This is a genomic window from Acidipropionibacterium timonense (assembly GCF_900605005.1).
In the GTDB taxonomy this organism is placed as follows: Bacteria; Actinomycetota; Actinomycetes; order Propionibacteriales; family Propionibacteriaceae; genus Cutibacterium; species Cutibacterium timonense.
In genome coordinates, this window is the sequence record NZ_LR027558.1 from 845,199 (window position 1) to 858,658 (window position 13,460).

The following is a 13,460-nucleotide window of genomic DNA, read 5'->3' on the forward strand; positions in this document are numbered from 1 at the left end:
CGGGGACCGACTGCCGACGATGACGAGGGCGGCCGCGAGGCCGTCCCACGTCACGCTCAAGGCCATCATGGCCGTGACCGGCACGATCCTCGCGCTCTTCGTCCTCGTCCACATGATCGGCAACCTCAAGGCCTTCGCGGGCCCGGAGGACTACAACGCCTACGCCCACCTCCTGCGCACCCTCCTGTACCCCCTGCTGCCCTACGAGGGTGCGCTGTGGATCATCCGTGTCGTCCTGTCGATCGCCCTGCTGCTGCATCTGTGGGCCGGGCTGACCCTGTGGGCGAGGGGACGGCGCGCCCGGGGTCGCCACCGGCGCACCCACTTGCGGGGACTCACCTTCGGGGCCCGCACCATGGTGCTGTCGGGGCTGGTCGTCCTGGCCTTCATCATCGTCCATCTCATGGACCTCACCCTCGGGGTCGCGGTGGCGTCCGGGTCCTTCCGAGGCCCGCAGGACCCCGGGCCGCAGGTGCGGATGAGCGCCTACGAGAACCTCGTCGCCAGCCTCTCGCGGCCCGGCATGGCCGTGTTCTACAGCCTCGTCATGCTCGTCATCTGCCTGCATCTGCTCCAGGGCCTGTGGAACGTCGTCAACGACCTCGGCGGAACCGGCCCGCGGCTGCGTGCGGTGTGGAAGGTCATCGGACTACTGGCTGCCCTGGCCATCGCCGTCGGCAACGGAGCCCTGCCCATGCTCGTTCTCGCCGGGGTGATCGCATGAACCTCCTGCACAGGTCCACCCGCCCGTCCCGTGACATCCTCGGACCGGCCCAGCAGGCCGCCGGCTACCGTGTCGGTGACGACCTCGACGCCGGCGTACCGACGGGCGACCCGCTCACCGCCTGGGATCGGCGCCGCAGCCAGTACAAGCTCGTCAACCCGGCCAACCGTCGCAGGATGCACGTCATCGTCGTCGGGGCGGGGCTGGCCGGCTCGGGGGCCGCCGCGACCCTGGGCCAGCTCGGCTACCAGGTGGACTGCTTCGTCTTCCACGACTCCCCACGTCGCGCCCACTCGGTGGCGGCCCAGGGCGGGATCAACGCCGCCCGCGCCCGCAAGGTCGACGGCGACAGCCTCGTGCGCTTCGTCAAGGACACCGTCAAGGGTGGCGACTATCGCGGGCGGGAGGCCGACGTCGTCCGGCTGGGCACCGAGTCGGTGCGCGTCATCGACCACCTGTACGCCATCGGGGCGCCCTTCGCGCGCGAGTACGGCGGTCAACTCGCCACCAGGTCCTTCGGCGGCGTCCAGGTCTCGCGCACCTACTACACCCGCGGCGAGACCGGTCAACAACTCGAGATCGCCTGTTCCCAGGCGCTCCAGGAGCAGGTCGACGCTGGCACCGTCACCCTCCACACCCGCACCGAGATGCTCGACCTCATCGTCGCCGATGGACGGGCCCAGGGCATCGTCACCCGCGACCTGCTGTCCGGTGAGATCCGCGCATGGACGGCGCACGTCGTCATCCTGTGCACCGGTGGGTACGGCTCGGTCTACCACTGGTCGACCCTGGCCAAGGGCTCCAATGCGACCGCGACCTGGCGGGCTCACCGGCAGGGCGCGTACTTCGCCAGCCCGAGCTTCGTCCAGTTCCACCCGACCGCCCTGCCGGTGAGTTCGCACTGGCAGTCGAAGACCACCCTCATGAGTGAGTCCCTGCGCAACGACGGCCGCATCTGGGTGCCCAGGCAACCGGGCGACCCGCGTCCGGCCAACGACATCCCCGAGGAGGAGCGCGACTACTACCTCGAACGCAAGTACCCGGCCTTCGGCAACCTCACCCCGCGCGACGTCGCCTCCCGCAACGCCCGCTCCCAGATCGACTCCGGCCATGGCGTCGGGCCCCTGCACAACTCGGTCTACCTCGACTTCCGCGACGCCATCGCCCGGCTGGGCCGCGCGACCATCGCCGAGCGCTACGGCAACCTCTTCGACATGTACCTCGACGCCACCGGGGAGGACCCCTACGAGGTGCCGATGCGCATCGCCCCGGGCGCCCACTTCACCATGGGCGGACTGTGGGTCGACTACGACCAGATGAGCACCATCCCCGGGCTCTTCGTCGGGGGAGAGGCGTCGAACAACTACCACGGGGCCAACCGGCTGGGCGCCAATTCGTTGTTGTCGGCCTCGGTCGACGGCTGGTTCACCCTGCCATTGTCGGTGCCGAACTACCTGGCCGGGCTCATTGGCAAGGAGGTCCTGCCCGCCGACGCCCCCGAGGTGCTCGACGCCGTCAACCGGGTGCGCGAGAGGGTCGACGCCCTCCTGGCCGTGCGCGGAACCCACCGGCCCGAGTGGTTCCACCGCCGGCTCGGTGACATCCTCTACGCCGGCTGTGGGGTGAGCCGGGACGAGGCCGGACTCACCGAGGCGCTCGCGCAGGTGCGAGCACTGCGTGACGAGTTCTGGCGCGACGTCCTGGTCGTCGGCGGCCCGGACCGGCTCAACCAGGAACTTGAGAAGGCCGGACGGGTGGCCGACTTCATCGAGCTGGCCGAGATCATGGTCCTCGACGCCCTCGATCGCCGTGAGTCCGCCGGCGCCCACTTCCGCACCGAGTACACCACACCCGAGGGAGAGGCCAGGCGGGACGACGCCACCTGGGCCAGCGTCTCGGCCTGGCAGACCCGGCCGGACGGCGTCCACGTGCGCCACAGCGAACCGCTCGAGTTCTCGCTGATCGACATGCAGGTGAGGGACTACCGATGAGAGTGACTCTGGAGATCTGGCGTCAGGACGGGCCGACGGCTCCCGGACGCTTCGAGCGGTACGACGTCGACGACGCCGAGCCCGAGTGGAGCCTGCTCGAACTGCTCGACCGGCTCAACGACCAGATCATCGAGGCCGGCGGGGACCCCGTCGTCTTCGAGTCCGACTGCCGCGAGGGAGTGTGCGGGGCCTGCGGGTTCATGGTCAACGGCGTCCCGCACGGGCCGCTCGACAACACACCCGCCTGTCGACAGCACCTGCGCGCCTTCCCCGGCGTCACCCACTTCCGGCTCGAACCGTGGCGGTCGACCGCCTTCCGGGTCATCCGCGACCTCACCGTCGACCGCGGTCCGCTCGACGAGCTCATCCGTGCCGGAGGGACGGTGGGCGTCATGACGGGCACCGCCCCCGACGCCGACGACGTCCCCCAGCCCAAGAACCGCGCCGAGCAGGCTCTCGACTTCGCCTCCTGCATCGGCTGCGGGGCGTGCGTGGCGGCCTGCCCGAACGGCTCGGCGATGCTCTTCGCCGGGGCCAAGCTCGCGCACCTGTCGGCCATGCCCCAGGGCCGGCACGAGCGCAGCCGTCGCGCCCGACGGATGGTGGAGGCCCTCGACACCTGGTTCGGTCCGTGCTCCCTCTACGGCGAGTGCGTCCAGGCATGCCCGGCCGACATCCCGCTCACGGCGATCGCCACCGTCAATCGGGAACGCCTGCGTGCCGGGTTCCGCGGCAGGACGAAGGACGACTGACCCGTGGCGCGGTCAGGGCTACAGTCATCACCATGACGTCCGCCCGACACACCGATGAGCCCGGTGAGAGGGCAACCATCTACACCGTCGCCGAGCGTGCCCAGGTGAGCCACCAGACGGTGGCCCGCTATCTGCGGGGGGAACGGCTGCGGCCGGCCAACCAGGCCAGGGTCGAGCAGGCGCTGGCCAGCCTCGACTACCGGCTCAATGAGACCGCTCGGGATCTGGCGACCCGCAAGCCGAGCCGACTCGGTGCCCTCGTCTTCGACGTCGACGACTGGGCCCCCCAGCGGGTCCTCGTCGGTGCCTCCCGCGCCGCCCACGACGCCGGCTATCTGCTGGAGTCCATCCGGGTCGATCCTGACGAGGAGGCCACCCTCAGCCAGGCGGTGCGCATCATGAACGGATCCTCGCTCGGTGGGGTCGTCGTCCTGGCGCCGCCGGACTTCGTCGTCGACAAGCTCGACCTGCGTCGGCTGCGGGTGCCCTGGCTCATCGAGGCCGAGCCGGCGATCCCGGTCGACTCCCCGGTCATCGAGGAGCACCCCATCGGCCTGACGGTGCGTCACCTGGCCGAGTTGGGACACGAGCGGTTCTTCCATCTCGGAGGGCCGATGGAGTGGCCGTCCGGACGCGGTCGGCACGTCGTCTTCCACGAGATGGTGCGTCGCCTGGGCCTGCAGGACTGCGGGGCCACCAGCGGCGCCTGGGGCTCGGCCAACGGCTTCGCGGCGATGGAACAGTACCCCTGGCGGGAGCGCCCGACGGCGTTGGTGGCAGCCAGCGACCAGATCGCCCTGGGAGCGATGTCCTGGCTGCACGAGCACGGGTACTCGGTGCCGGGCGACGTGAGCATCACCGGCCTGGACGGGCTGCCCGACGCCACCTACTACTACCCGGCCCTGACGACGATCGAGGTCGAGTTCGAGAGCATGGGGGAGCGTGCGGTGCGCACCCTGCTGGAGGGGCGACGCCTGCGCGCCCGTCCACGGCTCGAGGACTACCCCTTCGAGGTGCGCCTCGTGGCTCGCTCGAGTTCGGCGGCACCTGGTCATGGGCTCGTGCGCAGCAGGACGTCCTGACCGTTCGTGCACGCGTGCCCGGGGTCCTTGTGCCCTTGGCCCGCGTGCCCTACGCTGTCGCTCGTTACCGGTAACAGTCCGGAACGGATACCACGTCCAACGAAGGAAGTAGGTTGTCATGGCCCGCCCCACCAATGAGGTTGAATACCTTGCATCCCTGCCTGTCGCTCCGGTGAGCGGCTTCTCCCGCCGGAGCGTTCTCGCCGGAGGGCTCGCGCTGACCGCCCTGGGCCTTGCCGGCTGTGGCTCCAGCGGGTCGGGCTCCGGCTCCGGCAGCGCCGCCAGCGGGACCGTCACCTTCGGGAACAACCAGGCCGATGAGGTGCCGAAGAAGGCCATAGAGGCCGTCGCCGCCGCTTTCGAGAAGGCCAACAGCGGTCTGACGGTCAAGTTCAACACGGTCGCCCACACGACCTTCCAGGACAACATCAACAACTATCTCCAGGGATCCCCCGACGACGTCTTCGGGTGGTTCTCCGGCTACCGCGCGAGGTTCTTCGCCAGCAAGGGTCTCGTCGGTGACATCTCCGACGTCTACAGCGGGCTTCAGGGCATGCCCGAGGGCATGAAGGCCTCCTGCTCCACCGACGACGGCAAGCAGATCGTCATCCCGACGACCTACTACCCCTGGGTGGTGCTGTACCGCAAGAGCGTCTTCACCAAGCACGGCTACACCGTCCCGAAGACCCTCGACGAACTCAAGCAACTCGCCACGACGATGAAGAAGGACGGCCTCATCCCCTTCGCCATGTCCGACAAGGACGGCTGGGAGGCGATGGGCATGTTCGACATCCTCAACCTGCGCATCAACGGGTACGATTACCACAAGTCGCTCATGGCCGGTAAGGAGGACTGGACCGGCGACAAGGTCGTCAAGGTCTTCGACACGTGGAAGGGCCTGCTCGACTACCAGCAGCCGGACGCCCTGGGTCGGTCCTGGCAGGAAGCGGCGCAGGCCCTCCAGAAGGGCACCGCCGGCATGTACTACCTGGGCACCTTCGCCGCCCAGCAGTTCGCCAAGGGCTCCGAGCAGGACGACCTGGGCTTCTTCGCCTTCCCGGAGATCGACTCGAACATCGGCGCGGACGCCATCGAGGCCCCGACCGACGGCTTCATGATGTGCAAGCGCCCGAAGAACGAGGCCGGCGCCAAGAAGTGGTTGAGCTACCTCGGCAGCGGCCCGGCCCAGGACATCCTCGTCCAGGCCGACCCCTCCGTCATCGCCGTGAGCGAGAAGGCCGACCAGAGCAAGTACACGAGCCTGCAGAAGCAGTCCGTGGAGATCCTCAAGACCGCCAAGCACGTCGCCCTGTTCATGGATCGCGACTCCCGACCCGACTTCGCGTCGACCGTCATGGGCCCGTCGATCCAGGGATTCCTCAAGAACCCGTCCGACATCTCCTCGATCCTCAAGAAGATCGAGGAGCAGAAGAAGTCGATCTTCGCCTCATGAGCAAGGTCTCCACGACTCGACGCCGCCGTCACGGCGGTGGGTTGAAGCTGTCCGGGCGTGATCGTCTCACGCTCGTGCTCATGATGCTCATCCCGACCCTCGTGGCGGCGGCGCTGGTGTGGCTCCCGGCCATCGCCTCGGTCGTCCTGTCGTTCTTCGACTGGGACGGATTCGAGCCGCTGGCCGAGGCCAAGCCGGTGGGGGCCCGCTGGTACAAGGAGGCCGTGACGATCTACCCGGCCTTCTGGCCGGCGATCCATCACAACCTCATCTGGCTCGTCGTCATGTTCGTCGTCGCCACCCCGCTGGGCATCTTCTGCGCGGTGCTCATCGACCGCGAGGCGAGACACACGAAGTTCTACCAGACGGCGTTGTACCTCCCGGTCATGTTGTCGATGGCCCTCATCGGCTTCGTCTGGCAGCTCATGTTCAGCCGCGACCAAGGCTTCATCAACGCCTTCCTCGGCACGACGATCGACTGGTACGGCAACTCGAGGTACAACCTCTGGGCGGCGCTCATCGCGACGAGCTGGCGTCAGGTGGGGTACGTCATGCTGCTCTACCTCGCCGGCCTCAAGGGGGTCGATCCCTCCCTCAAGGAGGCCGCCGCCATCGATGGCGCCTCCGAGGTCAAGACCTTCTTCCACGTCATCTTCCCGGTGATGTTCCCCATCAACGTCGTCGTGCTCGTCGTCACCTTCATCGACTCCTTGCGCGCCTTCGACCTCGTCTGGGTCATCAACCGCGGTGTCAACGGCCTGGAGCTGTTGGCCACCGAGGTGACGCGCAACATCGTCGGTGAGGCCCAGCGCATCGGCTTCGGCTCGGCCCTGGCGACGATCATGCTCGTCATCTCGAGCGTGTTCATCGTCATCTACCTGAGGATCGTCCTGAAGGAGGACCGATGAGCCAGCCCTCTCCCGACGTGCTGCCCGAGGCCGACCATCATCGTCCGTGGACGAAGGGGCGCATCGCCACCCACGTCTTCCTGGCGGTCATGGCGGTGCTGTGGCTCTTCCCGCTGCTCTACGCGGTGCTGGCCTCCCTGCGCAGCTACCAGTACACGGCACAGCACGGATACCTGAGCTTCGGCGGGTTCACCTTCTCGAACTACGTCAATGCCTGGCGGATCGGCGACTTCGGCCCGAAGTTCGTCAACTCGGCGATCATCACCATTCCGGCGGTCATCCTCACTCTCCTGCTGGCGTCGATGGTGGCCTTCGTCATCGCCCGGTTCAACACCCGGTTCAACCAGATCATGCTCGCCCTGTTCCTGGCGGGGAACCTGCTTCCTCCGCAGGCGCTGCTCATCCCGGTGTTCAAGATGTTCCAGAAGATGGAGGTGCCGTTCTGGGTCTCCGACTCCGGCACACTGCTCAACACGCATCTCGGCGTCATCCTCGTCAACGTCGCCTTCCAGGTGGGGTTCTGCACCTTCGTCCTCAGCAACTTCATGAAGGCCCTGCCCAAGGAGATCTACGAGTCGGCGATGGTCGACGGGACGAGCCTGTGGCGTCAGTTCTGGACCCTCACCCTGCCGCTGTGTCGTCCCTCCCTGGCCGCCCTGGCGACCCTCGAGACGACGTGGATCTACAACGAGTTCTTCTGGGCCACCGTGCTGCTGCAGAGCGGCGACAAGTTCCCCATCACGAGCTCGTTGACGAACCTCGCCGGCACCTTCTTCACCGACAACAACCTCGTCTCGGCCGGTTCGGTCATCATCGCACTGCCCACCCTGGTCATCTACTTCGCCCTCCAGAAGCACTTCGTCGCCGGTCTGACGATGGGTGCGACGAAGGGGTGATCGACGAGGTAGCAGGTACCGTGGGCGGGTGCCTGTGATCCCACCACTCGTCCTGCGGGCCCCCTCCGGCGGCTCGGTCGTCGCGGCGACGCCCGTCGTCCTGGCCCCCATGGCCGGGGTGACGAACGCCGCCTTCCGACAGCTGTGCGCCGAGCAGGGGGCCGGCCTGTACGTGTGCGAGATGATCACCTCGCGCGGCCTCGTGTACGGCGACCACAGGACCCATGACATGCTTGCCTTCGCCGAGGTCGAGTCGACGCGGTCGGTGCAGCTCTACGGCGTCGACCCGGTCATGATGGCCGAGGCCGCGCACATCCTGTGCGAGCGGTACGGCGTCCACCACATCGACCTCAACTTCGGCTGCCCGGTGCCCAAGGTGACGCGCAAGGGCGGTGGGGGAGTGCTGCCCTGGAAACACGACCGGTTCTCGGCGGTGGTCGAGGCCACCGTGCGTGCCGGCGACGAGCACGGGGTCCCGGTCACCGTCAAGACGCGCATCGGCATCGACGACGACCACACGACCTTCCTCGACGCCGCCCGCGCGAGCGTCGACGCCGGTGCCGCCGGGATCTGCCTGCACGCCCGCACCGTCGCCGAGGCCTATGCCGGACATTCCCACTGGGAGGCCATCGCCCGGCTCGTCGAGGCCGTCGACGTGCCCGTCCTCGGCAACGGCGACATCTGGGAGGCCACCGACGCCCTGCGCATGGTCGCCGAGACCGGGTGCGCCGGGGTCGAGGTGGGACGTGGCTGTTTGGGGCGACCCTGGCTCTTCCGCGATCTGGCGGACGCCTTCGCCGGACGACCCTCCCAGACCCTGCCCACCCTGGGCCAGGTGTGTCGGATGGTGCGTCGTCACGCCGAACTGCTCGTGCAGTACCAGGGCCCGCACGGCCTGGTCGACATGCGCAAGCACATGGCCTGGTACTTCAAGGGGTTTCCGGTGGGAGGGGAGACGAGGCATGCCCTCGGCCAGATCTCGACCTTCGAGGACCTCGACGGGCTGCTGGCCACGCTCGACCAGGACGCTCCCTTCCCGGTCAAGGAGCTGGGGCGCGCCAGGGGCCGCCAGGGCACCCCGAGACGCAAGGTCGTCGTGCCGGTCGGGTGGCTCGATTCACGCAGCCTCGACGGCGTCGACCTGGCCGATGCCGAGCTCGACGCCTCGGGCGGGTGAGGGATCAGGCCGGGATAGCCGTCGACATGAGGACGGCGAAGACGAGGTAGGAGAGGATCGGCGCGCACAGTGAGACCACGAGCCCGGCGATGGCCCAGTTCTTCGACGGCACGGGCCGGCTCAGCGTCACCGCGGCCAGCACGAGTGCGGTGATGCCCAGGCCGGTGGGCACGAGCTGGCCGGCGATGGCCGCGATGAAGGTATAGACCTTGCCGCGGTACTCCGGCGGCAGGCCCGTCGTCGACGCCGGGAAGCGTGGGGCCGTCGTCCCGTGGGCAGCCGGGAGGATCCGGGCGATGGCCTGGACGGCCAGGACTGCGACGATGTCGAGGACGACCGACAGGACGAGCGCCGCGATGGCCAGGTAGCACGACAGCCGCCCGTGGTCCTTGGGTGGACGCTGGGGCTGCGGCGGCCACGGCTGCGACGGCCACGGCTGGGGTCCGGGGCGGTAGGGCTGCTGGTACTGGCTCATCGAACACCTCCTGGGCTTCACGCTATCGGGTACAGGTGTCAGGATGGGGCCATGGCGGAGGTCTCCCGACGCGCCCGACAGTGGGCCCAGACGATGAGCGGTCACAGTGGCGTCGACGACGTCGTCCACGCCCATGCTGGTGGCACGGCGCGGCTGGGGCCGGGGCGAGTCGTCGGCCGGGTCGAACGGGAGGAGCGGGAACAGGCGACCCTGCGTCCCGGCGCGACCCTGGCCCATGGCGCCGGCCGCCGGTCCGTCGAGGAGGAACCCGACCCCGAGCGCACCTGCTTCGAGCGGGACCGTGACCGCATCGTCCACTCGACGGCGTTCCGGAGGTTGGCGGGCAAGACGCAGGTCGTCGTCCATCCGACCGATCACCAGCGCACCCGCCTCACCCACGCCCTCGAGGTGGCCCAGGTGGCCCGGTCGATCGCCGCCGGGATCGGTGCCAACGTCACCCTGGCCGACGCCATGGCGCTGGGCCATGACTGTGGTCACGGACCCGGGGGGCACGCCTCCGAGCAGGCCTTCGACGCGTTCATCCCCGAGGGCTTCGACCACGGTCCGTGGGGCGCCGACGTCAGTCTGGCACGGCTCAATCTGTGCGCCGAGACCCTCGACGGCATCCGCAACCACTCGTGGTCGCGCCCTGCTCCCTCGACCATCGAGGGCGAGGTCGTGTCCTTCGCCGACCGGATCGCCTACTGCGCCCATGACCTCGAGGACGCCGTCAAGGCGGGCATCGTCGAGGTCTGCGACGTCCCTGACGTCGTCCGCGAGGTCGCCGGTCCCGACCGACGCACCCAGCTGGCGACCTTCATCCGTTCGGTCATCGAGACGACGAGCCGCACCGGGCGCGTCGGCATAGATGCACGGACCGGCGAGGCCCTCGCGGCGCTGAGGTCGTTCAACTACGAGCGCATCTACACCCGTCCCGAGTCCTTGGGGCAGTCCGAGGCCGTCGTCGAGGTGCTCCACGGCCTTGTCGCCCACTACCTGCGCCACCTCGACGAGGTGCCCGCCGAGTTCGTCGAGGGGGACGAGGACCGGGTCCACCAGGTCGTCGCCTACGTCGCCGGCATGACCGACCAGTTCGCCTTCTCCCGGGCCACCGAGCTGCTCGGCTGGGATCCTGCCCGGCTGCCACGGGGCATGGGACGCGGGTTCTGAGGGCACCTCAGGGGTGTAGCTTCTCCTTGAGGTCGGGCGGCAGCAGCAGACCCTGCTTGACGAAGTGGTGTGCCACGACGATCGTCACCGCTTGTCCGGCGAGGATTCCCAGGAGGACGAGGACCTGGGAGGCGCCGGCCTGGAGGGCCGATCCGCCGCCGAGCAGGACGCCGACGAAGGCCCCCGGGAGGGTCACCAGGCCCACGGTGCGGGTGTTGTCGACGGTGGGAACGATGGCTTCGGCGACGCTCGCCTCGGTGACCATCGAGATGGCGTCGGGTCTCATGAGACCCAGCGAGAGGGCGGCCTCGTAGGTGCCGATGTTGGCCCTCAGTTCGGGGAAGAGCCGGCGTCCGGCCAAGGTGTGACCGTTCATCATGTTGCCGATGATGATGCCGGCCAGCGGAATGAGGGAGGCCGCGGTGAACGGTGCGGTTCCGGTGCCGAAGACGATGAGGAGGACCGGCAGGATGCCGCAGGCCATGGCTGCGGCGGTCCACGGCCAGGCCTTCTGCACCCCGGTGCGTTTGGCGGTCGTGCGCACGGCGACGACGAACATGAGCAGGGTGAACAGGGCTGCCGCCCACAGGTGACGCAGTGCGTAGACGAGGACCACCGACACGACGCCGAGCTGGATGATCGCCCGCACGGCCGCCCAGGCGGAGTCCTTGCCGATGCCCAGGTGCCCCCATCGCGAGACGAGGGCGGTGAGCCCGACGAGCAGGACGAGGGCGAGGGCGAGTTGCCACGTGGGATCGATGGACACGGCCCCAGTTTCTCACCGACAGCCGGGTCTCACCGTCGGCTGGGTCTCACCGGCAGGCGGGCACGACGAGGACCGGGTGAGGTCGTAGGATCGGGCCCATGGCTGGCCGGATCAATGACGAGGACATCGCCCTGGTCCGTGAGAGGGCCCGGATCGACGACGTCGTCGGGGAGTACGTCCAGCTGCGCAACGCCGGGGGAGGGTCGCTCAAGGGGCTGTGCCCCTTCCACGACGAGAAGACGCCGAGCTTCCAGGTGACGCCGGCCCGTGGCCTCTTCTACTGCTTCGGCTGTGGCGAGGGCGGCGACACCATCTCCTTCGTCCAGAAGATCGAGAATCTGTCCTTCGTCGAGGCCGTCCAGCGTCTGGCCGACAGGACCGGCGTGCAGCTACGGATCGTCGACGACGGGACGCCCGGTCTGGAACCGGGGATGAGGTTGCAGATCCTCGAGGCCAATGACGCCGCTGCCGCGTACTACCGCGAGCAGATGACCTCGCGGGAGGGCATCATCGCCCGCCAGTTCGTCGACGGGCGGGGATTCAGCCGGGAGGCGGCCGAGCACTTCGGCATGGGCTATGCCCCCAGAGAAGGGCACGCGCTGCGCGATCACCTGCTGGCCAAGGGGTTCTCGCCTCGCACGCTCATCACTGCCGGGCTGGTCCGCGACAAGGGGTGGGACTTCTTCCAGGGGCGCGTCCTGTGGCCCATCAAGGACTCCGCGGCCTCAGTCCTGGGGTTCGGGGCGCGGCGGGTGCACGACGACGACCGGCTGCCGGCCAAGTACGTCAACACTCCCGAGACGCCGGTGTACAAGAAGTCCCACGTGCTGTACGGGCTCGACCTGGCGCGGCAGAACATCGGGCGCAAGAACCAGGTCGTCGTCGTCGAGGGCTACACCGACGTCATGGCCATGCACCTGTCGGGCATCGACACGGCCGTCGCCGCCTGCGGGACGGCGTTCGGGCCGGAGCACGCGCGTCTGGTCCAACGCCTCATGGGCAATCGTGGCCAGCTCAACGGCGAGGTCATCTTCACCTTCGACGGCGACGCCGCCGGTCGCAAGGCCGCGCTCAAGGCGTTCAGCGGCGACTCGGAGTTCTCCGCGCAGACCTATGTCGCCGTGGAACCCTCGGGTCTGGACCCGTGCGACCTGCGGATGGCGCAGGGGCCCGAGGCGGTGCGTGAGCTCGTCGGGCGTCGGGTGCCCCTGTACCGCTTCGTCATGGAGAACACCGTCGGTCAGTTCGACCTCGACCGCGCCGATGGCCGGCTGGCGGCGGTCCGCGCCGCAGCGCCCCTGGTGACGAGCATCCGCGACAACTCCCTGGTCGACGAGTACCTGCGCGAGTTGTCGCGCGTGGTGGGGATGGATGTCGACGACGTCCGCCGCGAGGTCGGGCGGGTGCGTCGTCGTGGGCCCGAGCGGGTCGAGGTCGTCACGCAACCCGCGCCCCTGCCGGCCCCGGGGCCGGCCGTCGAGCAGACCGGTCTGCCCTGGCCCGACCCCACTGACGTACGCCTGTCCGCCGAGCGAGGGTTCCTCAAGCTCGCCCTGCAGCACCCGGAACTCTTCGGGGACGACTGGGGGCTGGTCGTGGTGGAGGACCTTCGTCACCCGGCGTACCGGGCGGTCCTCGAGGCGATGCTGGCCGTGCCGCGCGGGGAGGGGTGGCAGCAGGGCGTCCAGGACGCGACCGTCGACCCGACGGCCAGACAGCTCGAGGTGGCCCTGCTCGTCGAGCCGGTCCTGCGGGACGAACCCGACGCCGGCTACGCCGCGGCCTATGCGGCGCGGGTGCGGTTGCTCGCGGTGAGCGACGACATCGCCGACCTCAAGTCGCGGCTGCAACGCACCAACCCGGTCGCCGACCGGGCGGGGTACGACGCCATGTTCGCCGACCTCGTCACCCTCGAGTCGCTGCGCAAGGAGCTCATGGCCGCGGGGGCCGACGTCGAGCCCTGAGGTTGGGGAAGAGGTCGTCCTGAGCTCTGATCTGTGGACAAGGGCGTCGTTGTCCACAGATTCGCCGACCGCCGCCGGATTCGACCCTTTCGGCGTCGAGTC

At 68.8% G+C, this 13,460-nt stretch carries 11 protein-coding genes and 2 pseudogenes; 11 read left to right on the forward strand and 2 right to left on the reverse strand.

The genetic code is table 11. The features are described 5' to 3' along the window. The first annotated feature begins 19 nt into the window (after nt 1-19). The 8 genes from E0E30_RS04050 (at nt 20) to dusB (ending at nt 8,983) form a co-directional block, all read left to right on the forward strand. The gene (locus tag E0E30_RS04050; protein ID WP_411914015.1) at nt 20-724 is read left to right on the forward strand and encodes a succinate dehydrogenase cytochrome b subunit; all 705 of its coding nucleotides are present in this window, start codon (nt 20-22) and stop codon (nt 722-724) included. Further along, nucleotides 721-2,715 carry a fumarate reductase/succinate dehydrogenase flavoprotein subunit gene (locus E0E30_RS04055; RefSeq protein ID WP_130865196.1) on the forward strand — a complete coding sequence of 665 codons (1,995 nt, stop codon included), beginning with the start codon at nt 721-723 and terminating at the stop codon, nt 2,713-2,715. The genes E0E30_RS04050 and E0E30_RS04055 overlap by 4 nt, the downstream gene beginning before the upstream one ends. After that, complete coding sequence (locus tag E0E30_RS04060) at nt 2,712-3,467, forward strand: succinate dehydrogenase/fumarate reductase iron-sulfur subunit (RefSeq protein WP_130865197.1); 756 nt, start codon at nt 2,712-2,714, stop codon at nt 3,465-3,467. Before E0E30_RS04055 ends, E0E30_RS04060 begins: the two co-directional genes overlap by 4 nt. A gap of 32 nt (nt 3,468-3,499) precedes the next feature. Further along, nucleotides 3,500-4,549 carry a LacI family DNA-binding transcriptional regulator gene (locus E0E30_RS04065; protein ID WP_167853878.1) on the forward strand — a complete coding sequence of 350 codons (1,050 nt, stop codon included), beginning with the start codon at nt 3,500-3,502 and terminating at the stop codon, nt 4,547-4,549. Between the two features lie 118 nt (nt 4,550-4,667). Further along, nucleotides 4,668-6,002: an ABC transporter substrate-binding protein gene (locus tag E0E30_RS04070; RefSeq protein WP_130865199.1), complete on the forward strand. Its 1,335-nt coding sequence runs from the start codon at nt 4,668-4,670 to the stop codon at nt 6,000-6,002. Beyond that, the gene (locus E0E30_RS04075) at nt 5,999-6,910 is read left to right on the forward strand and encodes a carbohydrate ABC transporter permease (RefSeq protein ID WP_130865200.1); all 912 of its coding nucleotides are present in this window, start codon (nt 5,999-6,001) and stop codon (nt 6,908-6,910) included. The genes E0E30_RS04070 and E0E30_RS04075 overlap by 4 nt, the downstream gene beginning before the upstream one ends. Further along, on the forward strand, nt 6,907-7,806 hold the full coding sequence (locus tag E0E30_RS04080) for a carbohydrate ABC transporter permease (protein ID WP_130865201.1): 900 nt from the start codon (nt 6,907-6,909) through the stop codon (nt 7,804-7,806). The genes E0E30_RS04075 and E0E30_RS04080 overlap by 4 nt, the downstream gene beginning before the upstream one ends. 52 nt (nt 7,807-7,858) lie before the next feature. Next, nucleotides 7,859-8,983 (forward strand): tRNA dihydrouridine synthase DusB, encoded by a 1,125-nt coding sequence (dusB, locus tag E0E30_RS04085; RefSeq protein ID WP_280953301.1) that lies wholly within the window; start codon nt 7,859-7,861, stop codon nt 8,981-8,983. Between the two features lie 4 nt (nt 8,984-8,987). Here the strand turns inward: dusB and E0E30_RS04090 are convergent, their stop codons facing one another. Continuing rightward, nucleotides 8,988-9,458 carry a hypothetical protein gene (locus E0E30_RS04090; RefSeq protein WP_130865203.1) on the reverse strand — a complete coding sequence of 157 codons (471 nt, stop codon included), beginning with the start codon at nt 9,456-9,458 and terminating at the stop codon, nt 8,988-8,990. Nucleotides 9,459-9,509: 51 nt separating this feature from the next. Between E0E30_RS04090 and E0E30_RS04095 the strand changes: the two genes are divergently transcribed. Further along, nucleotides 9,510-10,628 (forward strand): HD domain-containing protein, encoded by a 1,119-nt coding sequence (locus E0E30_RS04095; protein ID WP_130865204.1) that lies wholly within the window; start codon nt 9,510-9,512, stop codon nt 10,626-10,628. Between the two features lie 7 nt (nt 10,629-10,635). Here the strand turns inward: E0E30_RS04095 and E0E30_RS04100 are convergent, their stop codons facing one another. Next, nucleotides 10,636-11,394, reverse strand: coding sequence for an ABC transporter permease (locus tag E0E30_RS04100; RefSeq protein ID WP_130865205.1), 759 nt, complete (start codon nt 11,392-11,394; stop codon nt 10,636-10,638). A 98-nt stretch (nt 11,395-11,492) separates the two neighbouring features. On the opposite strand from E0E30_RS04100, the pseudogene dnaG reads away from it, so the two are divergent. Then, a pseudogene (gene dnaG, locus E0E30_RS04105) lies at nt 11,493-12,807 on the forward strand (DNA primase); the annotation flags it as partial. 74 nt (nt 12,808-12,881) lie between these two features. After that, nucleotides 12,882-13,358, forward strand: a pseudogene (locus tag E0E30_RS13870) (DNA primase); the annotation flags it as partial. Nucleotides 13,359-13,460: the final 102 nt, after the last annotated feature.

What these genes read in the sequence shown, in the direction of transcription:
- E0E30_RS04075 (WP_130865200.1), top strand. Translation starts at nt 5,999, where the DNA reads ATGAGCAAGGTCTCCACGACTCGACGCCGCCGTCACGGCGGTGGGTTG.
- E0E30_RS04065 (WP_167853878.1), top strand. Translation starts at nt 3,500, where the DNA reads ATGACGTCCGCCCGACACACCGATGAGCCCGGTGAGAGGGCAACCATC.
- E0E30_RS04090 (WP_130865203.1), bottom strand. Translation starts at nt 9,458, where the DNA reads ATGAGCCAGTACCAGCAGCCCTACCGCCCCGGACCCCAGCCGTGGCCG.
- E0E30_RS04050 (WP_411914015.1), top strand. Translation starts at nt 20, where the DNA reads ATGACGAGGGCGGCCGCGAGGCCGTCCCACGTCACGCTCAAGGCCATC.
- E0E30_RS04060 (WP_130865197.1), top strand. Translation starts at nt 2,712, where the DNA reads ATGAGAGTGACTCTGGAGATCTGGCGTCAGGACGGGCCGACGGCTCCC.
- E0E30_RS04055 (WP_130865196.1), top strand. Translation starts at nt 721, where the DNA reads ATGAACCTCCTGCACAGGTCCACCCGCCCGTCCCGTGACATCCTCGGA.
- E0E30_RS04095 (WP_130865204.1), top strand. Translation starts at nt 9,510, where the DNA reads ATGGCGGAGGTCTCCCGACGCGCCCGACAGTGGGCCCAGACGATGAGC.
- E0E30_RS04070 (WP_130865199.1), top strand. Translation starts at nt 4,668, where the DNA reads ATGGCCCGCCCCACCAATGAGGTTGAATACCTTGCATCCCTGCCTGTC.
- E0E30_RS04080 (WP_130865201.1), top strand. Translation starts at nt 6,907, where the DNA reads ATGAGCCAGCCCTCTCCCGACGTGCTGCCCGAGGCCGACCATCATCGT.